The sequence below is a fragment of the Mycobacterium sp. IDUB_37 genome (assembly GCF_055419245.1).
Window position 1 is genome coordinate 256,907 of the sequence record NZ_JBVAXG010000006.1, and the last position, 24,879, is coordinate 281,785.

The 24,879-nt window shown below is 63.7% G+C and carries 22 protein-coding genes; 11 read left to right on the forward strand and 11 right to left on the reverse strand.

Annotated features, from left to right (window positions below; genetic code table 11):
• Window positions 1-58: 58 nt before the first annotated feature.
• On the reverse strand, window positions 59-283 hold the full coding sequence (locus ACZY1I_RS21430; RefSeq protein WP_463756803.1) for an MbtH family protein: 225 nt from the start codon (window positions 281-283) through the stop codon (window positions 59-61).
• A gap of 620 nt (window positions 284-903) precedes the next feature.
• On the opposite strand from ACZY1I_RS21430, the gene ACZY1I_RS21435 reads away from it, so the two are divergent.
• From ACZY1I_RS21435 to ACZY1I_RS21450, 4 genes are all read left to right on the forward strand, one after another.
• Window positions 904-1,920: a TIGR03617 family F420-dependent LLM class oxidoreductase gene (locus ACZY1I_RS21435; RefSeq protein ID WP_463756806.1), complete on the forward strand. Its 1,017-nt coding sequence runs from the start codon at window positions 904-906 to the stop codon at window positions 1,918-1,920.
• 99 nt (window positions 1,921-2,019) lie between these two features.
• Complete coding sequence (locus ACZY1I_RS21440) at window positions 2,020-3,576, forward strand: succinic semialdehyde dehydrogenase (protein ID WP_463756808.1); 1,557 nt, start codon at window positions 2,020-2,022, stop codon at window positions 3,574-3,576.
• A 132-nt stretch (window positions 3,577-3,708) separates the two neighbouring features.
• Window positions 3,709-4,410: a glycoside hydrolase gene (locus ACZY1I_RS21445; protein WP_463756810.1), complete on the forward strand. Its 702-nt coding sequence runs from the start codon at window positions 3,709-3,711 to the stop codon at window positions 4,408-4,410.
• A gap of 150 nt (window positions 4,411-4,560) precedes the next feature.
• Complete coding sequence (locus tag ACZY1I_RS21450) at window positions 4,561-5,139, forward strand: Crp/Fnr family transcriptional regulator (RefSeq protein WP_463756812.1); 579 nt, start codon at window positions 4,561-4,563, stop codon at window positions 5,137-5,139.
• 53 nt (window positions 5,140-5,192) lie between these two features.
• On the opposite strand, the gene ACZY1I_RS21455 is transcribed toward ACZY1I_RS21450, so the two are convergent.
• On the reverse strand, window positions 5,193-5,315 hold the full coding sequence (locus ACZY1I_RS21455) for a hypothetical protein (protein WP_463756814.1): 123 nt from the start codon (window positions 5,313-5,315) through the stop codon (window positions 5,193-5,195).
• 177 nt (window positions 5,316-5,492) lie between these two features.
• Here ACZY1I_RS21455 and ACZY1I_RS21460 point away from each other — a divergent pair, with 177 nt between their 5' ends.
• The 4 genes from ACZY1I_RS21460 to ACZY1I_RS21475 all read left to right on the forward strand — a co-directional run bounded on the left by ACZY1I_RS21460 (window position 5,493) and on the right by ACZY1I_RS21475 (window position 7,785).
• Entirely contained in the window at window positions 5,493-5,927 is a 435-nt protein-coding gene (locus ACZY1I_RS21460) for a DUF4383 domain-containing protein (RefSeq protein WP_463756816.1), read from the forward strand.
• Window positions 5,927-6,268 carry a DUF3253 domain-containing protein gene (locus ACZY1I_RS21465; RefSeq protein WP_463756820.1) on the forward strand — a complete coding sequence of 114 codons (342 nt, stop codon included), beginning with the start codon at window positions 5,927-5,929 and terminating at the stop codon, window positions 6,266-6,268. Before ACZY1I_RS21460 ends, ACZY1I_RS21465 begins: the two co-directional genes overlap by 1 nt.
• 28 nt (window positions 6,269-6,296) lie before the next feature.
• A complete protein-coding gene (locus ACZY1I_RS21470) occupies window positions 6,297-6,845 on the forward strand; it encodes a thioredoxin family protein (RefSeq protein ID WP_463756822.1) in 549 nt (182 codons plus the stop codon).
• Window positions 6,846-6,927: 82 nt separating this feature from the next.
• Complete coding sequence (locus ACZY1I_RS21475) at window positions 6,928-7,785, forward strand: pyridoxamine 5'-phosphate oxidase family protein (RefSeq protein WP_463756824.1); 858 nt, start codon at window positions 6,928-6,930, stop codon at window positions 7,783-7,785.
• 39 nt (window positions 7,786-7,824) lie between these two features.
• Here the strand turns inward: ACZY1I_RS21475 and ACZY1I_RS21480 are convergent, their stop codons facing one another.
• The 3 genes from ACZY1I_RS21480 to ACZY1I_RS21490 all read right to left on the reverse strand — a co-directional run bounded on the left by ACZY1I_RS21480 (window position 7,825) and on the right by ACZY1I_RS21490 (window position 10,529).
• Window positions 7,825-8,985 (reverse strand): iron-containing alcohol dehydrogenase, encoded by a 1,161-nt coding sequence (locus tag ACZY1I_RS21480; protein WP_463756828.1) that lies wholly within the window; start codon window positions 8,983-8,985, stop codon window positions 7,825-7,827.
• 69 nt (window positions 8,986-9,054) lie between these two features.
• On the reverse strand, window positions 9,055-9,618 hold the full coding sequence (locus ACZY1I_RS21485; protein ID WP_463756830.1) for a dihydrofolate reductase family protein: 564 nt from the start codon (window positions 9,616-9,618) through the stop codon (window positions 9,055-9,057).
• A gap of 56 nt (window positions 9,619-9,674) precedes the next feature.
• Complete coding sequence (locus tag ACZY1I_RS21490; RefSeq protein ID WP_463757166.1) at window positions 9,675-10,529, reverse strand: ParA family protein; 855 nt, start codon at window positions 10,527-10,529, stop codon at window positions 9,675-9,677.
• Window positions 10,530-10,894: 365 nt separating this feature from the next.
• Here ACZY1I_RS21490 and ACZY1I_RS21495 point away from each other — a divergent pair, with 365 nt between their 5' ends.
• Window positions 10,895-12,040 (forward strand): steroid 3-ketoacyl-CoA thiolase, encoded by a 1,146-nt coding sequence (locus ACZY1I_RS21495; RefSeq protein WP_463756832.1) that lies wholly within the window; start codon window positions 10,895-10,897, stop codon window positions 12,038-12,040.
• A gap of 8 nt (window positions 12,041-12,048) precedes the next feature.
• Here the strand turns inward: ACZY1I_RS21495 and ACZY1I_RS21500 are convergent, their stop codons facing one another.
• The 5 genes from ACZY1I_RS21500 to ACZY1I_RS21520 all read right to left on the reverse strand — a co-directional run bounded on the left by ACZY1I_RS21500 (window position 12,049) and on the right by ACZY1I_RS21520 (window position 20,386).
• Window positions 12,049-13,473: a PE family protein gene (locus ACZY1I_RS21500; RefSeq protein WP_463756836.1), complete on the reverse strand. Its 1,425-nt coding sequence runs from the start codon at window positions 13,471-13,473 to the stop codon at window positions 12,049-12,051.
• Window positions 13,474-13,753: 280 nt separating this feature from the next.
• On the reverse strand, window positions 13,754-14,407 hold the full coding sequence (locus ACZY1I_RS21505; RefSeq protein ID WP_463756839.1) for a LysE family translocator: 654 nt from the start codon (window positions 14,405-14,407) through the stop codon (window positions 13,754-13,756).
• Window positions 14,408-14,423: 16 nt separating this feature from the next.
• Complete coding sequence (locus ACZY1I_RS21510; protein ID WP_463756841.1) at window positions 14,424-17,372, reverse strand: aminotransferase class III-fold pyridoxal phosphate-dependent enzyme; 2,949 nt, start codon at window positions 17,370-17,372, stop codon at window positions 14,424-14,426.
• A complete protein-coding gene (locus ACZY1I_RS21515; protein ID WP_463756845.1) occupies window positions 17,369-18,940 on the reverse strand; it encodes a sulfotransferase in 1,572 nt (523 codons plus the stop codon). The genes ACZY1I_RS21510 and ACZY1I_RS21515 overlap by 4 nt, the downstream gene beginning before the upstream one ends.
• A gap of 111 nt (window positions 18,941-19,051) precedes the next feature.
• On the reverse strand, window positions 19,052-20,386 hold the full coding sequence (locus ACZY1I_RS21520) for a cytochrome P450 (protein WP_463756849.1): 1,335 nt from the start codon (window positions 20,384-20,386) through the stop codon (window positions 19,052-19,054).
• Between the two features lie 140 nt (window positions 20,387-20,526).
• Between ACZY1I_RS21520 and ACZY1I_RS21525 the strand changes: the two genes are divergently transcribed.
• Window positions 20,527-21,195: a C39 family peptidase gene (locus tag ACZY1I_RS21525; RefSeq protein ID WP_463756852.1), complete on the forward strand. Its 669-nt coding sequence runs from the start codon at window positions 20,527-20,529 to the stop codon at window positions 21,193-21,195.
• A 31-nt stretch (window positions 21,196-21,226) separates the two neighbouring features.
• Here ACZY1I_RS21525 and ACZY1I_RS21530 read toward each other — a convergent pair whose 3' ends face one another.
• Window positions 21,227-23,008 carry an NAD-binding protein gene (locus ACZY1I_RS21530; RefSeq protein WP_463756855.1) on the reverse strand — a complete coding sequence of 594 codons (1,782 nt, stop codon included), beginning with the start codon at window positions 23,006-23,008 and terminating at the stop codon, window positions 21,227-21,229.
• 366 nt (window positions 23,009-23,374) lie between these two features.
• Here ACZY1I_RS21530 and glnA point away from each other — a divergent pair, with 366 nt between their 5' ends.
• Entirely contained in the window at window positions 23,375-24,811 is a 1,437-nt protein-coding gene (glnA, locus tag ACZY1I_RS21535) for a type I glutamate--ammonia ligase (RefSeq protein ID WP_463756858.1), read from the forward strand.
• Window positions 24,812-24,879 lie beyond the last annotated feature (68 nt).

Consider the following 24,879-nt stretch of genomic DNA (forward strand, 5'->3'; position numbering starts at 1 on the left):
TTTCTCGTTCGCTGTCGAGCGTTGTCATCTCGCCGCCAATCCCTGGACGGCTGCTAGCTCAGCGGCCCGCGCCCTGCGCCAACCTCGCGCGCAGGGTTTTGGGCCGGATGTCGGTCCAGTGTTGATCGACGTAGTCCAGGCATGCGGACCGGTGCGCCTCGCCGAACACCACTCGCCAGCCAGCGGGAATCTCGGCGAACACCGGCCAAAGGCTGTGTTGCTCCTCGTCGTTGAGCAATACAACGAACGTGCCGTTGTCGTCATCGAACGGATTCGTACTCACTCGTTCTCCAAACCACCTAGTAGAGATGGGTCAAGGCCAGGACCAGCGAGCGGGACCGTTCCCCCGACGGACCGGCGTCGCCAACATAGCACCAGCAATCTGCAATTCGGGACCAGAACTGGACCCATTCTGTGGTCCTGGGCCCTTGATGTCCTGGCTCGGCAAAGCGTCCCGTCGGTCATCAGCGGACTCCCGCCGGCATTTGGTATCGACAGCTTCGGCGCAACAGCAATGAAATAGACTGGTAGACAAGCGATCACGCAAATCGAGGGCACGGCCGGCGGCATCTCCATGACCGTTCGCTCCTCTCGTAGGGTTCACACCCGTCATCGGGTGTCCTGCTGGTTGACGTCAATTTCGCACCGACCTCGCAGCTACCGATCCCAAACCCGGTTCATCGCCCCGCGCTTCGGCCGACACTTCACAGGTTGCGGCACCGCACTTGCGACTTGCTCGCGAAGTGGTTGCGAAATTCTTGCGTGCGGCGATTCGACCGAATTCCGGCGACGCCGAAATTGCACCGCCACTCGAGATAGTGAACTCGCGATCGGCACAAATTAGGAGCCGACGTGTCGACAATTAACAGCGCCATCGCCACGGCCGGGAGGTAGCGTTCGAGCGTGCAGGTCGACGTGATGACCATCCCGCAGCCGTTAACCCAGATCGGCGATACCGCCCGGCGCGCGCAGGCGGCGGGGTTCTCGGGTCTGCTGTTCACCGAAACCGGGCGGACCGCCTATCTCAACGCCGCGGTCGCAGCCCAAGCGGCGCCCGGCCTGGAACTCTCGACGGGCGTTGCCGTCGCCTTTCCGCGCAGCCCGTTCGTCACGGCGGCAACTGCCTGGGAACTGCAGGAGGCGACCGACGGCAACTTCCGGTTGGGCCTCGGCACCCAGGTACGCACACACGTTGTTCGGCGCTACGGCGTGCCCTTCGAGCGTCCCGGCCCACGCCTGCGCGACTACGTGCTGGCCGTCAAGGCATGCTTCGCCGCATTTCGTAGCGGAAAGCTCGATCACCACGGCGAGTTCTACCAACTCGACTTCATCACCCCGCAGTGGAGCGCAGGCCCCATCGACGCGCCGGACCCAAAAGTCGACGTCGCCGCGGTCAATCCGTGGATGCTGCGGATGGCCGGCGAAGTAGCTGACGGGGCTCACATCCATCCCCTCGGTGAACCCGGATACCTGACCCGCCATGTGGCGCCGAATATCGCCGTCGGGGCGCAGAAATCGGGGCGTTCGCCGTCCGATATCGCGGTGATTGTGCCGGCCATGACAATCGTCGGCGACAGCGAAGAAGAGCGCCGCAACGAACGCGAACTCGTGCGAACCAGCCTCAGTTTCTATGCGAGCACGCCCAACTACGCGTTCATCATGGACGAGGCCGGGTTCGAAGGCACCACGTCAAGACTTCGGGAGAAGCAAAAGGCCGGCGACTTCAAGGGCATGGCGGCCCAGATCACCGACGAGCACATTGCCGCGTTCGCCACCGAGTCCACCTGGGACGACCTGGCCGATACGCTGCTGCAGAAGTATCAGGGATTCGCGACTCGCATCGTTTTGTATAACGCCCTCGGTGATCCGGAGCGCTTCGAGCGATACGGCGAAATCGCGCGACGCATCTCGACCCGCTGACTCAACAGTTTCGCCCGAAACGCAGGCCCGATTTTTCGGCTTTGTAAACCGCAATAGGCTAAAGCCTGACCGCCTGTGTTTCTCCGAGAGGTAAATGATATGCCCGCACCGTCCGCCGAGGTCTTCGACCGTTTGCGGCAGCTGGCCGCCATCACGGACGTCGCTGCACGTCCGACGAAGACGATCGATGAGGTCTTCACCGGTAAGCCGCTGACCACGATTCCGGTCGGCACGGCCGCCGACGTCGAAGCGGCTTTCGTCGCGGCGCGCGAAGCGCAGCCCGAATGGGCCGCGCTGCCGGTCAGCGAGCGGATCGCGGTCGTCAGCCGCTACCGCGACCTCGTCGTCAAGAATCGCGGATTCCTGATGGACCTGCTGCAAGCGGAGGCGGGCAAAGCCCGGTGGGCGGCGCAGGAGGAGATCGTCGATCTCGTAGCGAACGCGAACTACTACGCGCGCGTCACCGCCAAACTGCTGAAGCCGCAGAAGGTGCAGTCGCTGCTGCCGGCCATCGGCAAGACCACGGTCGGCTACCAACCCAAGGGCGTGGTCGGGGTCATCTCGCCATGGAACTACCCGATGACGCTCACCGCGTCGGACTCGGTGCCGGCTCTGCTGGCGGGCAACGCGGTAGTGATCAAGCCGGACAGCCAGACGCCGTACTGCGCGCTCGCGTGCGCCGAGTTGCTGTACGAGGCCGGTCTGCCCCGAGCGCTGTACGCGGTCGTGCCGGGTCCGGGCTCCGTGGTCGGCACCGCGATCACCGAGAACTGCGACTACCTGATGTTCACCGGCTCGTCTCAGACCGGTAGCCACCTCGCCGAGCACGCGGGCCGTCGGCTGATCGGTTTCTCCGCCGAACTCGGCGGGAAGAACGCCATGATCGTGACGCGGGGCGCCAACCTCGACAAGGTCGCCAAGGCCGCCACCCGGGCCTGCTTCTCCAACGCCGGACAGCTGTGCATCTCCATCGAGCGGATCTATGTGGAGAAGGACATCGCCGACGAGTTCACCCGCAAGTTCGGTGAAGCCGTGCGGGGCATGAAGCTCGGCACCGAGTACGACTTCTCCGTCGACATGGGCAGTTTGATCTCCGAGGGCCAGTTGAAGACCGTCTCGGGCCATGTTGACGACGCGACGGCCAAGGGCGCGAAGGTGATTGCCGGCGGGAAGGCGCGGCCCGACGTTGGGCCGTTGTTCTATGAGCCGACCGTGCTGACTGACGTCACACCCGAGATGGAGTGCGCGGCCAACGAGACGTTCGGGCCGTTGGTCTCGATCTATCCGGTCTCCGACGTCGACGAAGCGGTCGAGAAGGCCAACGACACCGAGTACGGCCTCAACGCCAGCGTATGGGCGCAGTCCCCCGCGGAGGGACAGAAGATCGCCGCCCGACTGCGGTCGGGAACGGTCAACGTCGACGAGGGTTACGCCTTCGCCTGGGGCAGCCTCAGCGCACCAATGGGTGGCATGGGCGTATCCGGCGTGGGCCGGCGGCACGGCCCCGAGGGCCTGCTGAAGTACACCGAGTCGCAGACGATCGCGACGGCGCGCGTGTTCAATCTCGATCCGCCGTTCGGCGTCCCGTCGACCCTCTGGCAGAAGTCGCTGCTGCCGATCGTGCGCACGGTGATGAAGCTGCCCGGGCGCAAGTAAGCGCGGTCTGAGAGCCTCTGACGGCCGTTCTACCCTCGCCGACGTGCTCCACGGAGCCCCGTTCGAGGAAAAGCGGACGACAAGTGAACGAAGAGTGCCACATACGTCTCACACGACACTAGAGTGCTCATCGTGGGTGAAGGCGGGGAGAAGAAGGAACCGGCAGCCAAAGGCTGGGGCCGCTGGCTGGCGATCGCGGCCTCCCTCGTCCTCGCCGGAGGCATGATCTACGCTCAGGACACCAAGCCGAAGACGTCGTGCTGCGAGCAAACCTCGGCGGCAGCGCCACCGACAAGCCAGCAGCCAAGCACCGCACCGGCCGCCGGCGCGCCCCAAACCGCGACGGCCGCTGAGGCGGCGATGTTAGCCGGAAATGCGCCGCTGGCCGCGACCGACTTCCAGATCGCGTTGCCGGCCGGCATTGGGGCGGAGGGCGGGCTACAGGTCAAGACCATCTGGGCGGCCCGCGCGATCGAGGTGCTGTTCCCCGAGATCAAGACCATCTACGGATTCCGGCAGGATGCGCTGAAGTGGCACCCCAACGGGTTGGCGATCGACGTGATGATTCCCGACCATGACAGTCCCGACGGCATCGCACTCGGTAACCAGATCGCCGGCTTGGCCCTGGCCAACGCGAAGCGGTGGGGCATCGACCACGTGATCTGGCGGCAGAAGATCTATCTCGGTGTGCACTCAGGAAGCTGGACGGCCGACCTCGGCAACGAGACCGCCAACCACTACGACCACGTGCATATCGCTACCAACGGCGGCGGCTACCCGACCGGACACGAAACCTACTTCATCGGGTCGATGACCCCCACGCCGCCGGATTGATCGGTACCTCTTCGCGTACTACACGGACCGGATATCCATTTCTGTTGGAATTTCGGAATTCCGTCAATCGCCCTCTGAGTTGCTATTCCTATTGAGAAATCCGCGTTACGCTCCTCGATGTCACGCTCACATCGCACAGTAGGAGCACACATGAAGGTCGAGGCGGAGGGACATGAAGAGGAAGACACTCGCCGACTGCGCGCGTTCTCCGCATTCGACAAGTTCTCCGATGATGAACTGAACCGTCTCGTCCAGTCCGCGCACCACACCTCCCATAAGGTGCCGTGGCCGTTGATTCGTGAGCAGACTCCGTCCGACGCTTGCTTCATCCTGCTCACCGGCAAGGTGGGCGTTTACGTCGGCGAGGACCAGATCGCCGTGTTGGGCGCAGGCGAGGTAATCGGCGAATCTGCGCTGCGCCAAGGCAAACTGCGCTCTGCGACCGTCACCACGATCGGGCCGGCCGAGGTACTGCGGATCGAGCGCGACGACCTCGCCCGCCTGCTCGACGAGATTCCGGCGCTGCGCGAAATGATCGAGTCGACCGCCGCGCAGCATGTGGCGTCGACCCCGCCGCCCAAGCCGAAACCGGAGCGCACCAAGCTATCCACCCTCCCCGCGTCGGTGCTCGAAAGTTTCGAGCAGGCCGCTGACGCTGCTGGTGTCAGCCACGCGGCAGCACTCGAAAAGGCCATTACCGAGTGGACCGAACGGAACAGCAAGGGCTAGCCGACCGGGTCGCCAGTACTTCCGTTACGCCACAACAAAGTTGGCAGGCGACGTCAATTGTCGTTGCCGAAAAGCCTACTGGCGACCGCGGGTAGCACATCTTCGGGCCAGAACCTGGCCTGCAGTGCTGCCTGGGCCAACCTCACCGCCTCGTCGCGAGTCAATTGCCCGGTCACTGACGCCCTCCCTTTGGCCGCAGGCATCTTCGATCCGGATAATTCTGCCGCATTTGCCAAAGGTGTTGCGCAACTTGATGTGTATCCGGATCCGAACGAACGGTCGCGATGACCATTGCGGCCATCTACTACGAAGCGTAGTATTCGGGCTATTCCACGCGCACAAGGAGGTGCACTGTGAAGTGGAGTTTCGCCCAGATCGGCCTGTTCATCATCGCTGTTCTTCACGTCATTCAGGCGGTGATCGGCTTCATTCTGGAACCCAGCTTCGCCACTGGGCCCACTGCGCCGACCGTCCAACTGCTCGGGATGGACTACAACGGTTGGCACGCCGTCGCCGGCCTTGCCCTGTTCGGACCCGGCCTGATATGCGCGTTGCGCAAGTCGTGGGCCGTGCTGTACCTCATCCTCGCGGCGATAGCCGGTGCGCTGCCTGGCATTTGGGCCTTCTTCTCACACCAGGTCGCCATCGTGTTCACTTTCCCCAATAACACCACCGACGCCGTGGTGCACCTGGTGACCGCGGCGGTGATGCTCGCGGTGGCTGCAGTACAGATCCGGATCGACGGAGGGCTCAAGAATTCCCTCGCCGGTCTGCGCGTAGTGCGTTAGTGGCCCAGCGATTGCGTGACCAACTGAAGAAGGTCGTCACTGGCGGCGGACCGGGATCTGATGCCGCCGAAATCGCGTTGTCGAACGGCCCGGTCAGAGAGCGATTGAAGTCGGCGATCCTTGCGTTGACCCAGCATCGCGGACCGGAGAGCAGCATCTGTCCGTCGGATGCCGCACGTGCGATCGGTGGCGAGAACTGGCGGGACTCAATGGACGAAGCCCGTGCGCTGGCAATAGAGCTGGCGAAATCCGGCGATGTGGAGATCACTCAGCGTGGCGACGTCCTCGATCCCGACGGGGATTGGCGCGGACCGATTCGGATCCGAACAACCCGAGGGTAGCGACCGCCCAACACGTACGCTGGCGCTCATGGCCATCGAATCGACAATGCTTGCCCTTGGCACCTCTGCACCATCGTTCGCGTTACCAAACCCTGCCACCGGCGCCACGGTCAGCCTTGACGACCTGACCGGGCCCGCCTTGGTCGTCACCTTTATTTGCAACCACTGCCCCTACGTCAAGCACGTCGCCGCAGGCCTGGCCGAGCTCGGTCGAGACCTGGCCGACCAGGGTGTGGCGATGGTCGCCATCTCCAGCAATGACGTCATCAGCTACCCGCAGGACGGACCGGACGAGATGGCCGCCGAGGCCGATCGGCAGGGTTGGACTTTCCCCTATCTGTACGACGAGACCCAGGACATCGCCCGCGCCTACTCCGCGGCCTGCACGCCCGACACCTTTGTGTTCGACGGCGAACGGCGGCTCGTCTACCGCGGTCAGCTCGACGACTCGCGACCCAAGAACGGTCTGCCCGTGACGGGAGCCGATGTGCGCGCGGCGGTCAGCGCCGTCCTCGCCGGGCAGCCGGTAGACGCCGACCAGCGGCCCTCGATCGGCTGCGGAATCAAGTGGCGTTGAGGCCCAACGACCCCGGGCGGGAATGTCGCGTCGGCTAGGAGCGTTACAGGTCTGCGCTCGATTGCCGCGAAAGGACATCGACATGACCGTAACTGGATTTCACGAGGGAGAGGTTGCCGCTCAGCGCCTGGCCGGAGTTGAAGCCGACGCCAAGCGACTCGAGCGGATGCTCGACACCGCGTCACTGTCCGCCGGCGCAGCCAAATTTCTTGCCCTACAGCGTTTCGCGGCGTTGACCGCACGTGACCAGGACGGCGTGTTGTGGACTTCCCCGTTGGCAGCACCGCCCGGCTTCCTGCAGGGCCACGACGACGTGTTGCGGATTCTCGCCGCGCCCCGATCCGGTGATCCGCTCGCAGAGTTGCCGATTGATCAGCAGGTCGGGCTGATCGCTATTGATTTCCCCGGACGGCGACGTATGCGCCTCAATGGGATCCTGGCCGCCACGGACGACGTCGGCTTGGTGGTGCATGTCGATCAGGCGTACGGCAATTGCCCGCAGTACATACACCGGCACGCCGTTGACGTGCCCACCCTGAATGCGTCGACGCAAGCTGATGTCACACGCGAGTCGTCGTTGGACGCAGCAGCCCAGCGCATGATCACCGCCGCCGGGACTTTCTTTCTGGGGACCACCCACCCCACCAGGGGCAGCGACGCGTCTCACCGGGGTGGCCCACCCGGCTTCGTGCGCGTCGACTCACCGACTCAACTGTGGTGGCCGGACTATCCGGGCAACAACATGTTCAACAGCTTCGGCAACCTCGCAGTCGACGACGAAGCGGCACTGTTGTTTGTCGACTTCGAGACGGGAGCCTCGCTGCAGATTGCGGGAACCGCGCAGGTGCAGTGGACGAATCCGGGTGTACCCGGCGACGATGGCGGAGTGGGGCGCCGGGTCGTGTTCACGGTTGAATCCGTTGTGATGCGGGCGCGGTAGCCGCGAGACCTATTGTTTTACAACGAGACTCGGTGCAGATCACTCGTAGACGCGGGCGTAGATCGCCTCGATTTGCGGTGCCGTCGGGATCACCGGGTTGTTCCCGGGCGAACCGGACGCCAAAGCTTGCTGAGCCATCAACGGAATCAAGCTTTCCCAGGCTTGACGGTCAATGCCGTAGGACGCAGGTGTCGGAACTTCGAGTTCCGAACACAATTCGGCGAGTGCACCCACCAGTGCGCTCGCGGCCACAGCGTCGGCGGCGTGCGCGTCCGCGACACCATAGGCCCGTGCGCACTCTGCGTATCGTCCTTGCGCCCCGACGGCGGAGAACTCGGTGACGACGGGAAAGAGCATGGCGTTGGAAAGTCCGTGTGCCACGTGGAAATGTGCGCCGATGGGCCGGCTCATGCCGTGCACGAGCGCGACGCTCGAGTTCGAGAAGGCCATGCCGGCTTGGAAAGCGGCGAGCATCATCGCCTCGCGCGCCCGGGTGTCCGTGCCGTCGCGGTAAGCCGGTTTGATATTCGCGGCAATCAATCGGATCGCCGAGAGAGCGAGGCCGTCGCTGACGGGATTGGCTTTACGGCTCACGTACGCCTCGACCGCGTGAGTCAGCGCGTCGACTCCGGTGTCAGCGGTCAATCGTGGTGGCATCGATACAGTGAGTTCAAAGTCGACGATCGCAGCGACCGGCAGAAAAGCCAATCCCGGACAAAGCATCTTCTCGTCGGTGTCGCTGTCGCTGATCACCGTGAATTGTGTTGCCTCCGAACCGCTTCCCGCTGTCGTGGGGACGGCGATGATCGGTAGCGCAGGGCCGCCGTAGCTGTTGGGTGCCTTGAACTTGCGCATCGGCCCGCCCTGGTGAGCCAGCACCGCCAACGCTTTCGCTGAATCCATCGGGCTGCCGCCTCCGAAACCGATGACGCAGTCGGCTTGATGGCCGAGCAGCGCCGTCAATCCATCTTCGAGGGAGGCGGAGGTGGGGTCGGGAACGGTGCGATCGAACAGCGCCGGCGACAGCCCTGCCTCGCGCAGCAGGTTGAGCATGCGGTCCGCCGCACCGTTCATGGTCAGGTACGAATCAGTCACCAGCAGTGGGCGATACAGCCCAAGTGTGGCAAGCACGTCGGCGATGTCGTTGATCGCACCCGCGCCAATCCGAACGTGACGGGGAAAAGAGATCGATGCTGACAACGGTTCGCCTCTCGGTGGACTGGCCTACTGCTGGAAGCACAGCAGCGGCAGTACCAGCGAGAGTAACAATCACGCCGATCTGGCCGGAGCCGTCCAGCTGACCAGCGTGACACCGCTTGGGAAAACCATTGGCGGCGCGGCGGGCTGGAACCCGGAAAGTGTTGCGCCATCGGGAAATAGCCGCCGACCGCTACCTTGCACGACGGGGTAGATGAACAGTCGGTATTCGTCGACGAGATCCGCCGCGATCAGGGTCTGGCACAACGCAATGCTTCCGGTGACCACGATGTCGCCGCCTGATGCCGCCTTGAGTGCTCCGACCTGGTCCACGGGATCGCCGGCCAAGATGGTCGAGTTACTCCAATCCGGGTCGGACATTGTCGAGGACACCACGTACTTGGCGACGTTGTTGATGTAGTCGGCGACGCCGGTGGGATCGTCGGTCTGATGCGGCCAGTAGCTGCGGAAATCCTGGAATGTCTGTCGGCCCAGCAGGAGGGCATCGGCGGTTTGGTCTTGACGACGCATCTCGGCCGTCAACTGGTCGTCTTGCGACTTTGGATCGAACCAGTCCCCCAGCATCTCGATCGAGCCGTCAAGGGTGACGTTCTGGGTGATGATCAATGAGCGCATATCAAGTCTGACTCAACGTCGGCGCGAGACTCATCGCCGGTTTGTTCAGCCTGGCGTTAGTGGCCAGTTGGCCGGACGATCGGCTGCACAGTCATCGGCGTGAGGACACCGGGCGGCGGTACGCCGTCACCGCTGCGACCGAGCAGGTCGCGCTCCAAGAATCCACGAAATACGGGGGCCAGGTGCCGGGCGATGACATCGTGGCGATCGCCGAGCCGATCCCCGACCTGAAAGACCTCGTTGACGATGGCGCGCCGCGGGACTTCAGCACGGACCTCCTCGCCGAACTCCCCGTAGACCTTCTCCCGGATCGACTGTTCGATGCCGTTGCGGGTGTCGAAGCCGGACAGCACTACCCCACACCACTTGAGCGGGTGGTTCCGTTGAATGCGCTCAACTCGGGTGCGCGCCTCGGTCGCCTTGCGCACCGCGTCGATGGTCGGCGCGATCGGCGCGTACGCGACGTCAGCCAGGTACATTGCCAGCGCTTCCAGCGATCCGGTGCGGCCCCCGGTATCGATCAGGACCAATTCATAGCGGTCGAAAACGCCGGCCGACTTGAAGATGCCCCGCAACAGTCCGGTGTCCGAAACACCTATCCCGGCGACCCTGGTCAGCGACGCACCAGCCGGCATCAATTCGACGTGGGGCCACTTGGTATCGATGATCTCCTCATCGACTCGTTTCACCGCGTTGTCCGGATTCGCCCAGAAGTTGAGTCCCGCGTCCTCCAACACCGAGCCGAGGCCGGTCGAATGCTGCGACACCCCGAAGTGGTTGGACAAGTTGCGTTCCGGGTCCGCGTCGACCAGCAACGTCTTGATCCCCAGGCGGGAAGCCTCCCCGCCCAGCATCATCTGCCACAACGTCTTGGCTGTCCCGCCCTTGCCCGAGAGCACCACGGCCGACACGGCTGTCAAGTCCTCGCCTCACCTTCCGCAATCTCCGACTAGCAACGAACAGCCCAAGCAAGCCGAACCCCGAGGACCCAGCGTTCAGCAAGCATAGTCACGGCACGACGCAATGCGGCCTGCCGTCAGCATCAAAGAAATGAACGCAACTGCACAAGCAGCGGAACGGCAGTCGCTCGGTGAACTCAATGTGGCGATCCCGGTACCGAAAATGGCATAGCCACGCATTCTCGTTCAATGAGATCGAGTGGCCACGGGAGCTCCTGTTAGCCGTAACTTCAGGGGATGTCGATCGTCACCCCGCACCCAGCGGAACCTGTCGGTGCACGGACTCGACGGCGTACCTCTGACGCCGGGGGCAGGCCGTGACGCCGGTGATCCTCGACGCGGTGCGCACCCCCTTCGGGAAGCGCTTCGGGTGGCTGTCGAATCTGCATGCCACTGAGATGCTCGGTGCGGCCCAGACCGCGGTGCTGGTCCGGACCGGCGTGGACGCGACCGACGTCGATCAGGTGGTCGGCGGCTGCGTGACCCCGATCGGCGAGCAACTCGGCAACGTCGCGCGCACCGCCTGGCTGCACGCCGGCCTGCCCAGCGGGGTCGGCGTCACCGCGATCGACGCCCAGTGCGGCACCTCGCTGCAAGCGGTCAACCTGATCGCCGCACAGATCGCCGCCGGGACCGTCGACGCGGGGATCGCTTGCGGCGTCGAGGTGATGTCACGGGTGCCACTGACCCCGAAATCCGGCCTGGGGTTGGGCACGCCCCGACCCGCGACATGGTCTTTGGACTTGCCTACCCAGTACACCGCCGCCGACCGCATCGCCCGCCACCGAGGGCTGAGCCGGCCCGACCTCGACGGCTACGGGCTCCGATCCCAAGCGCTGGCGCAAAATTCCTGGGCCGAAGGCAAATTCGACCGACATGTGATTCCGGTTCAAGTACCCACCGAACCCGACGGCACCGACACCACGCTCGTTGAGCGTGACCAGGGCCTGCGGGACACCTCCGCGGAGGCACTGGCCGCGTTGCGCCCGACGCAACCCGATGGCCTGCACACCGCGGGCACGTCCTCGCAGGTGTCCGACGGCGCCTCGGCCGCGCTGCTGACCACCGACGAGTTCGCCCACACCCATGGCCTACTTCCCAGGGCACGACTGCTGGCCCAGTGCGTCGTCGGCGGCGACACCGAACTGATGCTGGATGGCCCGATCGCAGGCGCGCAGCGGCTGATCAGCCGCACCGGCATCGCACTGGGTGATATCGATCTGTTCGAAGTCAACGAAGCGTTTGCGGCGATTCCGTTGTCGTTCATGCTCGCGTTGAATGTCGACGCCGATAAGGTCAATGTCAACGGCGGCGCGATCGCGCTGGGCCACCCCGCCGGTGCTACCGGAATTCGGTTGTTGGCCAACGCTATCGACGAGCTCGAGCGTCGAGACGGCCACCTGGCGATGGTGGCGATCTGCGCCGCCGCGGCAACCACGTGTGTAATCGTCGAACGCCTGTGAGCCAACCACTACCCGATCGGTGCAATCAACTGCGCCAACTGCGGGCCCAAGCTCAGCAGGCCCGGAATGAGGCCGCCCACGGGGGTGTTGCCCGAGAGTTCCAGCGGTAAGGACATACCGTCAAGGTCAACGAGAACCTCCGGCAGTGCGAGCGGAGTGAGCAGGCCCCCGAGCGGGATGTAGGTCGTTGAAGGGAGCGGAGGCCCGAACAAGCTGACCACAGCCGGCGGCAACGCCACAACGGTTGTGCCGTTGAGGAACCCGTTGGCGACCGCGGCCGGAGTATCAAGCAATGCGGCCGCGGCCGCGGAGGCGTTTCCGGCCTGCAGCGCACCGGTGATGTCGACCGAGCTGGAATTGAGGTAGCTCAACGCATTTACCGGCGCACCGACCGCGTCCAACGTGAACTGCAACGGCACCCCGAAGGTGAGATTGGCCGTGTTACTGATACTGATCGTGGTTCCTAAATCGGTAAGGGCGGAAACAAGATTGGTCGTGTGCTGAGCAATTTGCGCTGGGATGGACCCAGCGGGCAGCAGGTTGGTGAAATTCTGCGCCATCTGCCCGGGGATGGTGAGGATTGGAGCCAAGTCCCCCAACGGGCCGGTAGGGGTGATGCTGAGAATTGCCGTGAACCCGTCCGGACCCACAGATTGACCGACATTGAAGCCTGGGAAGAAGGCGTTGACCAATGTCTGGTTGATGTCGCCGTACGCGGCGATGTTGTTGCCCACCAACAGATCCTGGAAGGATGCCGAGAAACCCGCAGGTAGAGCTTGGAAGCCCGTGCCGAGATCCTGGACGGTACTCGTCAGCGCGGTGTTGATCGTCTGGGCGTAGCCGGTCTGGTTGCTGACGAACCCCTGCAGATAGGGCGCCGGGTTGAAGGTAGATAGTTGCTGGAAGCCGCCTTGGACGGCCGTCGGCAGGTTGGCCAGCTCCGATGGCAGGTTTTGAATCCCGCTCGCGATCGATGAGCCTATTTCCTGCGCATAACCGCTCTGGTTGCTGATGATCTGGTGCATCAGCGGCATCGGGTTGGTGTTGAACGTCGTCTCGATGGCTTGCAGATTGATGGACGTGTTGGCCCCGAGTGCTTGATAGGGAGCGGCGACCGCTTCGGCGAAAGCGGTCACACCGGTGAGGTCGATGTTGGCCGCCTCCGCACCCGCATAAGCGTTCACGCCCGCACTCATGAGGCCGATAAACTGCTGGTGGAAAGCCTGCGCCTGGGCGCTGACGGCTTGAAACTGACTGCCGACGTTGCCGAACAACGAAGCGATCGCCTGCGAAATCTCGTCCTGCGCCGCAGCTGCGATCCCGGTGGTGAGCGGCGATGCCGTTGTGGTGGCTTCAGCCACTGACGCATGAATCCCGGCCAAATCCTGGGCCGCAATCTGAACCAGATCGGGTGCCGCGATCACGAACGACATGTGCATCTCCCTTGAATCAATGGCTGGGTGACCATGGGTCACCGCTTGATTCGCCTGAAGTTACTCGCGAGTTTCTTACTTTCAAGTAATGTTTGCCAACTCGCCGGGAATAGCCAGCGAACTCACAGCCGGTAGTCAGGTTTCATAGGTTTTCGAAGCGGTTTTCGACCGTCGCCGTGCCGCTTGTGCTGGTGCCTATCCCCGCGAATTCAGCTGCCGTTGAGGACGTTTCATCAAACACCAACTGTCGCAACTGAACACGACGGTAGTTGTGTTCAGCTCACTGAACGCCTATGAGCTCAAAGGCCTTCCACAGCGCCAAGCCGATGAGCACGGCGCCGAGCCCACGCAACACCCGCCATACTCCCGGTCGCCGTAAGCGCTCGCTGTGCTGCCGCAGCAAGCGGACCAGGAGCAAGTATCCGAGCGTGACACCGACCGCCGCCGATGCAGGGAACAGCACCCGATCCAGCAGCGAGGGGCGCAGTCCTGCCACCGACACCGCGATCGCCACGATTGCCGACCACGAGAGCAGGTACTGAGGGTTGAGTACACCGACAACAAATCCGGCGGCGAAGCCCCACCGGTTCCGCCGCGACTCGGCAGCGACTGCATCGGACCCCTTCGGCGTCGGTGCCGCCCGGGACACGACCAGCCAGCCGCCAACTGCCAGGAACAGCACGATGGCCAGCACCTCGATGCCCGTGCGCACAGCCGGAAAACGATCGAGCAGTGCAACGGTGCCGAAAGTGGCCAGCGTGCAGTAGACCAACTCGGCAGGCACCCGGCCAAGTCCGAACCGCAACGCCCCCAACGGATCGCCAGCCAACGTTCGGTGCACGACGAGTAACGTCACCGGCCCCAGCGGCAGCACGGCGCTGAGAAATCCCAGGGCGCCGCCACCGGCCACCACGGCCATGGTGCTACCCAGCACGCAGCGACCTCATCCGTCATCGGCCATAGCGGAGCGCCAGCGTCTCCGCCTGACGGTCCGCAAGTGCCATCGCGGTCAGCATCGGATTTGCCGACGGACTCGACGGGAACAGTCCGGTGTCACATACGTAGACGTCATCGAGGCCATAAACCGCGCCGGTGGAGTCCGTAACGTGCCGCCGCGGGTCCGCACCCATCGCGGTCGATCCGAACACGTGATTGGCGACGACACGAAAATCGTTGGCGGACAACCGCGCCTCCCGGATCGCCGGCGCCGCCGCGTCGGCGTCGAAACGCGGCGCCAATCCGTGCATCCCTGGCACCACGGTGCGCGCACCGGCGGCGACGAACATGTCGGCCAGACGCGCTGCACCCTCCTGAATACGAGCAAGGTCGCCCGGGCCGACGTCGTATCGGAGGCTGGCTGCACCGCCCGGCATCGCACGAACACGTCCGACCGAGTCCTGCCCATTCACCCAGACTGTCCAGGTCGCCACATGCCCGTAATCACCCAGCGATCGCACGTACTCGTCGCCGATGCCCGGGTGGATCATGCCGAAGATGGACGGGCTCGCCCAGATCGACTCGAGCTTGATGCCTTCATCGAGGAATCCGGTCACATGGTAGCCCTGCGTGGCACCGTTCCACGGCGAGATCTCCTCGTCGAACACCCCCATCACGACGACGCCGGGATGCATTCGGACGTTACGCCCCAACGGATCCGAAGTATGCCCGCTACGTTGCAGGATCTGCGGTGACGCGAAAGCGCCGGCGGCAAGCACCGTGCACTTCGACCTGACGTTGACCCGGTGAGTTCGCCGACCGGTGACCGGATCGATCACCGCTCCACGCACCCCGCGGACCTGCTTACCTTGTCGCACAAGATGATCAACGTGCACCGAGGTGTACACCCGGCCACCGGCCTGCAGCAGTTCCGGGACACCGCGACGGTCCATCGACTGCTTGGCCCCGGAGGGGCAGCCGGTGATGCACTGACCCGAGCCGCGACAGTCGTGTTCGTTGCGGCGTAAAGGTTCGACCTGGTACCCGAGCGCTTCGGCCCCGGCGCGGAACAGATCGTTGCGCCGACCCTGCACCTCCGCCCGGACTGGCCGCACACCGAGGAACGACTCGACGGCGTCGTAGTGGCGGGCCATCTCGGTTGCCGTGACGCCGTCGACGCCGTGCTCAGTGGCCCACTTGTCGAACACGAAGTCCGGTGCGCGCATACAGATACCCGAGTTGACCACCGAACCGCCGCCCAGACATCGGGCCTGCAGCGTGGGAATGACGACGTTGCCACGGGTGGTGCGCATTCCGCCGTCCCAGAACCAGCGGGCGAACATCTCGCCTACTTCAACGCCTCTGTCGCGCTGGCGCATGGCGGCGCCTGCCTCTAGTACCACCACGTCGAGGCCTTCGATCGCCAACCGCCGAGCGAGTATCGTTCCCGATGGTCCAGAGCCGACTACGCAGACGTCGCAGTCCAACGACAACGCGCGGTCGTAGTCGGAATGCTCGCGTACCCGGCTGGTGGCGAACATCTTTGAGCTCTCGACGGGCTCGGGCTTGCGCGCGTCGAGCCTGGTTCGCGCCTCCTTCAACACATGCCTGGTGACGCCGGCCGCCATTGCGACAACGGGCCCGGAAGCTGGGCGGCGGTAGTCGGCGAGCACCTCTTCGAACGCAGTCAGGAACCAGTGCACGTCGTCGTCGGTGAGAATCACCGGCGGCAGCAACTTGATCATGTTGAGGTTGAATCCCGGTATCTGCACCAGGATTCCGCGCCGGTGCAGGTCGATGTGCACCGCAGCGGCGAACGCTCCCGGGTCCCCGACGCCCATCAGCTTCTGTTGGAGTCGCAACGCCAGGTTCGCCGACGACTTGAACGCCACCCCAATGATCAAGCCCTGCCCGGTGATTCGGTCGATCACGTCGTAGCGGTTTGCGAGGTCCTGCAGACCGCGCCGGAACTGGTCCGACAGCGCCCGCGCACGATTGGGCGCGTCGAGTTCTTCGAGTACATCGAGGGTGGCCAGTCCGGCGGCCATCGCGAGGTTGTTCTCGGCGAACGTCGAAATGTAGATCGGCCCGGACTTGAAAGCCGCGTACACGCGGTCGTAGACGTCCTGGGTCAACAGCACGGCGCTCACCGGCGCTTGGCCTCCGGACAGTGTCTTGCTGACGGTGAGCATGTCCGGTTGGATGCCGGCGGCGTGGCAACCGAACCAGTGCCCTAGGCGCCCCAGGCCGGTCTGCACCTCGTCAACGACCAGCGCCGTTCCGTATTGCGCACAGAGTCGCTGCGCCTCCCGCAGGTATTCCGCAGCTACGACTTCACACGTCATACCCTGCACGGGTTCGACCACGAAGGCGGCGACATCCCCGTACGCCAACTCGCGACGCAGCGTGTCAATGTCGTTGCGCGGAACCGGAGTACATGTGGGCATCAGTGGATCCGCGGTGACCTTCATCTCGTCGAAACCGCACATCGAGATCGCCGCATAGGTGCGCCCGTGAAACGCACCGTCCAAGTACAGATAGCGACGCCGCCCCGTGGCCTGACGGGTGAATCGCACGCAGATCTCGGTAGCTTCGGTGCCCGAGTTGGCGAACACCACCTTTTGAAACTGAGGTCCCGCCAACGTAATCAACCGCTCGGCCAGCAATCCGCCCAGCACCGATGCGTTGGCGACGGACAGGTTTGGCAGGTCCATGGCGAGGACGTCGTGAAGTGCTCCGCGGACCCGGGGGTGGTTGCGCCCGATGAAGTGCACACCCCCGCCGCTGAGCAGGTCCAGAAAGCGGTGGTCATCTTCGGTCCAGAGGTAGGCGCCGTCGGCTCTGGTGAAAACCGCATCCATGCCCGCGAGTTCGAACATCTGCAGCAACTTCGGGTGCACGTGGCGCTTTGCCAGATGCGTGCTCGAGTGCAGGTGCTCCTCGACGAACTCGTGGAACGTCACGACCGGTGATCCAATGAGTAGCCGTACTCGTCGAATACGAATTTCCAGTGCTCGCGCACCAATTCGGCGACTTCGTCATCGATGGTCAGTTTGTTGGTTCGATAACCGCGCAGCCCGTCCAGATAGCCGCCAATCGTTGCTTCGTAGCGGTCACCCTGGGGGATGTCTAGGTGGTGGTAGATGCCGTCGAGCACTTCGCGGGGGCGCGCGCACAAATCGGGGTAGGCCACCTCGATGTAGTTCTCCGGTGGGATGAGTGCGCGGTCCTCGAAGAAGCGCTCGAAGAGCAACTGCCCGACGACCGCCACCTGGGTCGGAAGGTTCTCGACGAAGGCGACCTCGGGCACCTGCAGGAAATTCTCCCAATCGGTCTGCTTGCGCATGTGGATCGTGGAGGCCGCGACTGTGAACGGATTGCGATGAATGTGAACGAATTTGGCGTCGGGGAAGACATCCAGCAGCATCCGGACGCGGGCCATATGCGCGCAGCTCTTGATGACTGGCCGCCGCCCGCCGGAGTGCAGGCGGATCTTGCCGACGAACCAGTGCAACGCCGCCTTCCATTCCTCCCGCTCCTCTTCGCGCGCCTGCAAGAAGTCGAAGTAACGCTCGTAACGCGGCAGCAGATCGGGCAGCATGAACGCCAGGTACGGCGATAACCCGGTCAGTTTGGCCAGCGCGATCTCATCTTCGGCGGCCTCGCCCCAGCCCTGGGCGACATTGTCGTAGCCGCGGGTGTCCGCCAGCATCCCGGCGGTCAGCGGCGGGATGGTGCTGCTGGTGAGTATGAACGCGGTGGGGAAGACCACCTGATAGACCGTGGGATAGGTGTTGTCGGGATCCCTGCCGAGCAGATTGTGCAGGTGAGTTGTGCCGCTGCGCCAATGGCCGAGGATGAAGATCGGGGGCGGATCGATGGGGGTCGAGGTGATCCGACGGTCGTAGCGGCGACGCTCGATCGTGCCTACGGCAGTCGCACCGACGCTCCAGCCGGTGATCCACGCGATTCGGTGCAGGTAGCGCAGGCTCACCCGGAAGCGCGCATCGGCCAGCAGCCGGAACCACAGCGGAATCTCGATCCCGGTGATGAGTTGGTCGGTGTTGAAGCGCCGTTCGAGTCGTTTCACCCGCGGACCACGGCGTAGCCGTTGCGGGCGGCTGGGACGACGCACCGGGGTCGGCGGATGCGCGTTGGAATGCGGAAGACCAATCCGGGTCTGAACCTCTGGGTCGGCAAGGTAGGCGAGCGTGAAAAGCCAACGCAGCGCGGAGAACAAAGCGCGCCGGGGATACCTGTCGGCGCGTTCCCATGCCTGCAGCCGGGCAACCCGCTCCGGCAACGGTGCCGCCGAGAACAGCGCTCCGCGACCGCTGATGGCCGTGCCGACTTCGAAGATCAGCAGCAGGCCTCGCATCTGGACGCGCAACGGTAGCGCTAGCCGGGCAAGCAGGGTGTCGATGTAGGTCACCGCGCCCGCGGCGTCACCGCCCACCCCTATCGGCTCGCTTGCGGGGAAGAACGTCTCGGCGATCGCCGCGACGACAGCGCATTCCCTTGTTGTCAGCACTTGCAAAGGGCCCCCCTTTGTCGCTGCATAGACAACTTTATCCCCGAACAGGCCGGTGAGACCGTTCAAATGCAACGTATATCGTTCGGCGGGCAAACGTCTGCCAACTCCTCAGCTAACCGAATCGGCGGCAACCGGTGTTCGCCGGTACGCGACCGCCAGCGCGCCTCGTTCCGGCGCAAAGATCACCCCGTGGTCGCGTGGTCTCTCACCGGGTTCGGCCGCCGGCATCAGCCGAAATTCCCGCAGAATCGTGCGCAGTATGGTGTCCATCGCCATGTTGGCGAAAGCTGCGCCAATGCAGCGCTGAAAACCGCCGCCGAAGGGAATCCACCCGACCGGCTTCTGCATAGTGCTGACGAATCGTTGCGGGTTGAACGCGTCCGCATCGGCGAGACGCACTTGCGAATGGGCCAGCGGGACGTTGATCATCAACGTGGCGCCCTCAGGTATAACCCACTCCCCCAGTCGAATCCGCGTCTCAGTGCGGCGCAGTATGACATCAGAGACCGGCCGCACGCGCTGCACTTCCCAGATTGTCGCCCGCAGCAGGTCTGATCCCCCCGCGTCCACCTCGGCGGTCAACCGCGACAACACTGCGGGATGCCGCCGCAACCGCTCCACCGTCCAGGCCAACGTTGCGGCGGTCGTCTCGTATCCGGCAGTCACCAAGCCGAGCAATTCGTCAGCAATATGCGCATCCGACATCGGCTCATCGTTGTCGTAGCGAGCGCGCAACAAGACCGCGAGAGCATCACCGCGCTGCGCAAAGTCGGGGTCGGCGCGAGTCTGGGCCATCAGCGAGTAGACGACAGCATCGAAGTTGCGGCGGTACAGCAACAGACGTGTTCCAGGACTCCATGCACCGAAGTCCTTGCGGACGATCGCCGGCAGAAAGCCGATACGAGCTCCGAGTGCTACCGCGGAGGGCAGCAGCGAAGCCAATTCGTCCAGCGCGGCGCCCTCGGCGCCGACCACGACGCGCAGCAGGCCGCGCAGGGCGATGCGCGTCATCGCGGGCAGCGTCTGGAATTCCTGGCCTTGCGGCCAGGTGGCCGATTCGCGCATGACCTCTTCGGTGAAGATCTGCCGATAGTTGGCGACGTGGACGGAATGGAACGGCGGTGCCAGCAGCCGGCGACGCCTCAGGTGCTCGTCACCGGAAAGGTTGAACATCGATCCGGCACCGAAGATCTTGCCGAGATTGAGCTCCGAGCGGCCCAGCAGATTCCTGCTCGTACCGAAGAGGTCGTTGATCTGATCCGGGTCGCCAACGACCACCGTCTGCCCGAAGCCAGGTAGATGGAGAGTGAACACATTGTTGTAGCGCCGGCCGAGTGCGGCGATCACTTTGCGCCGGGCCATCAAGAATGCGAGGCCCTGCACAACCTTCGGCACGCGCAGCACTGGCGGCAGGCGCACCGCCTCGGTCGTTGCTGTCGCCATATTTGCCACCCCAGTACCGGCTTACCACCGCAAACATAACTCTGAATTGCCGATGAGGCCCCGGCTCATTTAGAAAACGACAAGGCGAACGTGCGAGCCTTCCTCACCGGCCGCCTCAGAGCGGAGGAGAAAAGAGCAAGATGAGAACGGTCAGTTTCACCATCACCAAGACCGCCGCCGCCGCTGTGATCGCCGGTGCCGTGATTCTTGGACTGGCCGGCCCGGCCGGCGCGACGTCCGGCCCTATCTATGGCGACCCGGCGGCAGCAGTCAAGTACTGGCGCCACCAGCAGTACTACGACGACTGCGTCCTGATGTCGAGTGCCGATGTCGTCGGCGAAGTCACCGGCCGGGAGCCGTCGGAAGAGGACATCATCGACATGGCCCAATCGACCCCGAGTTCGCAGGGCGCGTACCCGATCTACACCCGACCGGCCGACCCCACGAACCGGAATTCCGGCGAGGGCAGCTGGTTTCGCGACATCCCGGCGCTGCTGGCCCTGTACAACGTGGGCGCCGTGATCGTCAATGGCGACGTCGAGGGAATCGAGCAGGCGCTGGGCGCCGGCCGCAAAGTAACCGCCAGCGTCAACGCCGAAATCATCTGGCGCCAGCCAGTCGAGGACTGGGACAACAACGGCAATCCCATGCACAACCACTCCGTGGTGGTCACCGGTATCGACACCGGCAGCGAAACGGTGCACCTCAACGACAGCGGTAGCCGCCAAGGGGCTGACGAGCAGATCCCGTTGGCGGTGTTCGTCCAGGCCTGGGACGCCAGCCACAGACTGATGGCCGTCACCAATTAGATGTTGTTGCTATTCAACGACTTTCCGGTGCTCAGACTTCTGCCTCCTGCGCCCACCTGGGCGGTCGGGTTCGCGGTCCGCGCAGCGAACGCGCCGCGGCCAGCGTCGCCGAGCGCTCGCCGTTGATCGCGGTCATCGGCGGCGGCTGGCCCTTGCGCAGCGTCGCAATCAGCTCGCGATAAGGCCCGATCAGGTAGACGGTGTCGCCGGCCTTCAGCAGCGCGTCGCGGCGCGGGCGCAACCGGATCGGCCCCTCGGGTCGGATGATCGCGATGACGCGCGTCTGGGTGGACAAGTCGAGCATCCGCAATCCGTCGAGCTCACTGCCCTCCGCCACGAGCATTCCGCCGACCATGAATGAGCGTTGCCCAACCCAGAATGTCCCCAACACTTGAAGACCCATCGCTGCGCCGATGAACCAGGGGGCCGCAAGGTCGACGATGGATCGCACGTTTTCGAATCCGAATTGCCGATTCACCGCAGCGCCCAGCGCCCGGCCCTGAACCCGCATGACGATGGGGGTGTTGGTATCGGAGCCCAGGATTTCCAGCAGCACGATCCCGGTTTCGATGTTCTCCATATCGTCGTGCTGGACGACGGCCACCCCGCGGGCATGGTCGACCCGCGCTGCCTCCAGAGTCTGGCGCATCCGGGAGTCTCCGAAGATGACCGGCACATCGAGTTCCGCCGTAGTGGACAGGAAACGGTTGTCCTCGTCGCGCTCGATGACCACGACGTCGTATCCGGCCGCGGTCAGATCGCTCACCACCCGGATGCCGACCGAACCCAGTCCCACCACCACAATGTGGTCGCGCAGATGACGCGCCCGACGGCGCCCGGCCGTTTGCACGAAACGCCGTGATAGCAGCAGGTCGGCCAGGAAAGCGACAACGACAGCGCTCACCACCACACCGCCGACCATCAACCCGATAGCGAACAGTTGGAGGAAGGTGGACTGCTGCGCGAAGCTGAAATCGCCGTAGCCCACCGTCGTGATTGTCTCGGTGGCGAAGTAGAGGGCGTGGATCCATGACATCCGCGGATTGCGGTAGGTGAACCGCACGACGGCGGCCGCACCGAGCGTCAGCAATAAGGCGAAAGCCAACGAGGGATAGACCATCGGGTTCAGGTCGTCGCGCATCGCACGGGTGCCATCGATCACGCGTCGCACCCGCGAGTGGCGAGAGCGCGTGGCCGACGATGGAGGCACGGCGATCCCCCGGGCTTCCAATTCGTCTTTCACGCCGATCATGGAGGTCCAGTCGCCCGCGTAGACCTGCAGGTCACGGCCCGGACAGGGCACTACCTCGCCGGGGACCGGTGAGTGCTTGCCATGCACCACCGCCACCGGCGCGAGATCAGCGTAGATTTCCCGCAGCGTCCCATCGTGCGGCGCCTCGGCGCCCCAGACAACGAATTCAATGCCGGCCGTTTCGAATTGATGCGCGTTGCGCGACAGGACCGCCTCGACGATCGACGGCGCAGCAAGCTCGGCGACGTCCAGGATTGCACCTGGGCCGCTCACGTTGGCCACCGCATCGCGCAGGACGTTGTTGGCCAATCGCGCAACAACGCGGACATGGGGGCTGTATTGCCGCGCCAACAAAGCGATTTCGAGATTGACTGCGTCGTTGGGGCCGGCGCAGACCACGGCGCGCGCACGGTGCACCCCGGCGCCGAGGAGATCGGCGGCCGTGCTGATCTTGATGATCCGCGCGCCGGCGCCCCTCAACTCCTCGGCGATTGTCCTCGACAGCGCGTCATCACCGCTGACGATGATCTCGCGATGGAATTGAAAGACCTCTGCTGGCACCTGCAATCACTCGTTTCTATTCCTTTCCTATGACTATCGGGCACCAGCACAAATCACGCCACCGGAGCAGCCAGAATTGGAGTCCAACGCTGTTGTCCCGCAGGACTAATCACCCAAATCCAGGACCGGCCAGCTCGGCCATTCGCCCTTAGTGGTCAGATCTTCATGCGGTGCAACACATTCGACTCGGCTCCGTCACGTAAGCGAAATAGTCAGGGCGTATGCCAAACGTGTTGTGCGCTGTTTTCAACGTGAAAAGTGATGGCGCAGAATATTTCGCCGGACGGGTCGTTCCGGTCGCGAACAGGATCGTGGCGGGCTAGGTTCGCCGTCAGTGGGCAGATCATCAACCAGAGGAGCACCGTCGTGTCCGAGAAGACGCCCGACGACATCTTCAAGCTCGCCAAGGACGAAAACATCGAGTATGTCGACGTCCGCTTCTGCGACCTGCCCGGCACCATGCAACACTTCACGATCCCGATCTACGCCTTCGACGAGAACGTATTCGAGGAAGGTCTGGCATTCGACGGCTCGTCGATTCGCGGGTTCCAATCGATTCACGAATCAGACATGCTGCTACTTCCCGACCCGGAAACCGCGACCATCGACCCCTTCCGGAGCGCCAGGACATTGATACTGAATTTCTTCGTGCACGACCCGTTCACCCTCGAGTTGTACTCGCGCGACCCTCGCAATGTCGCTCGCAAAGCCGAGAACTATCTAATCAGCTCCGGCATCGCCGACACCGCCTACTTCGGACCAGAGGCCGAGTTCTACATCTTCGACTCGGTGAGTTTCGACTCGCGCACCGATACCTCGTTCTACAAAGTGGACGCGAAATCGGGATGGTGGAAAACCGGAGCGGAGACCGAGACAGACGGCAGCCCCAATCTCGGTTACAAGGTCCGGCCCAAGGGCGGCTACTTTCCGGTCGCCCCCACCGATCACTACGTCGACCTGCGCGACGAGATGCTGACCCATCTGACCAACGCTGGATTTGTCTTGGAAAAGGGCCACCACGAAGTGGGTAGCGGCGGACAGGCCGAGATCAACTACAAGTTCAACACCCTGCTGCATGCAGCCGATGACCTGCAGATGTACAAGTACATCGTTAAACAAACCGCTTGGCAGGCCGGTAAGACCGTGACCTTCATGCCCAAGCCGCTTTACGGTGACAACGGTTCCGGCATGCACTGCCACCAGTCGTTATGGAAGAACGGCGTGCCGCTGATGTACGACGCCATGGGGTACGCCGGCCTGTCGGACACCGCCCGCCATTACATCGGCGGTCTGCTTTATCACGCACCGTCGTTGCTCGCTTTCACCAACCCCACGGTCAATTCCTATAAGCGCTTGGTTCCCGGCTACGAGGCTCCCATCAACCTGGTCTACAGCCAGCGGAATCGGAGCGCATGCGTCCGAATTCCCATCACCGGCAACAACCCGAAGGCCAAACGCCTCGAGTTCCGTTGTCCCGACTCGTCTGGCAATCCCTACCTCGCTTTCTCGGCGATGCTGATGGCCGGGTTGGACGGCGTCAAGAACAAGATCGAGCCCCCACCCCCGGTCGACAAAGACCTTTACGACCTGCCGCCAGACGAGGCCGCGGACATTGTGCAGGCTCCCACCCAACTGGCGTCTGTCATTGATCAGCTTGAACAAGACAGCGAATACCTCACCGAGGGTGGCGTATTCACCCCCGACCTGATTCAGACGTGGATCAATTACAAGCGCACCTACGAGATCGCACCGGCCAGTCTCCGGCCGACACCGTTCGAATATGAGCTGTACTACGACGTGTGACTTATGTCGCTGCCGGTAGCCTTTCCGGCCGTCGTGGGTACAAATCTCTGACTGAACCCAACGTTGGA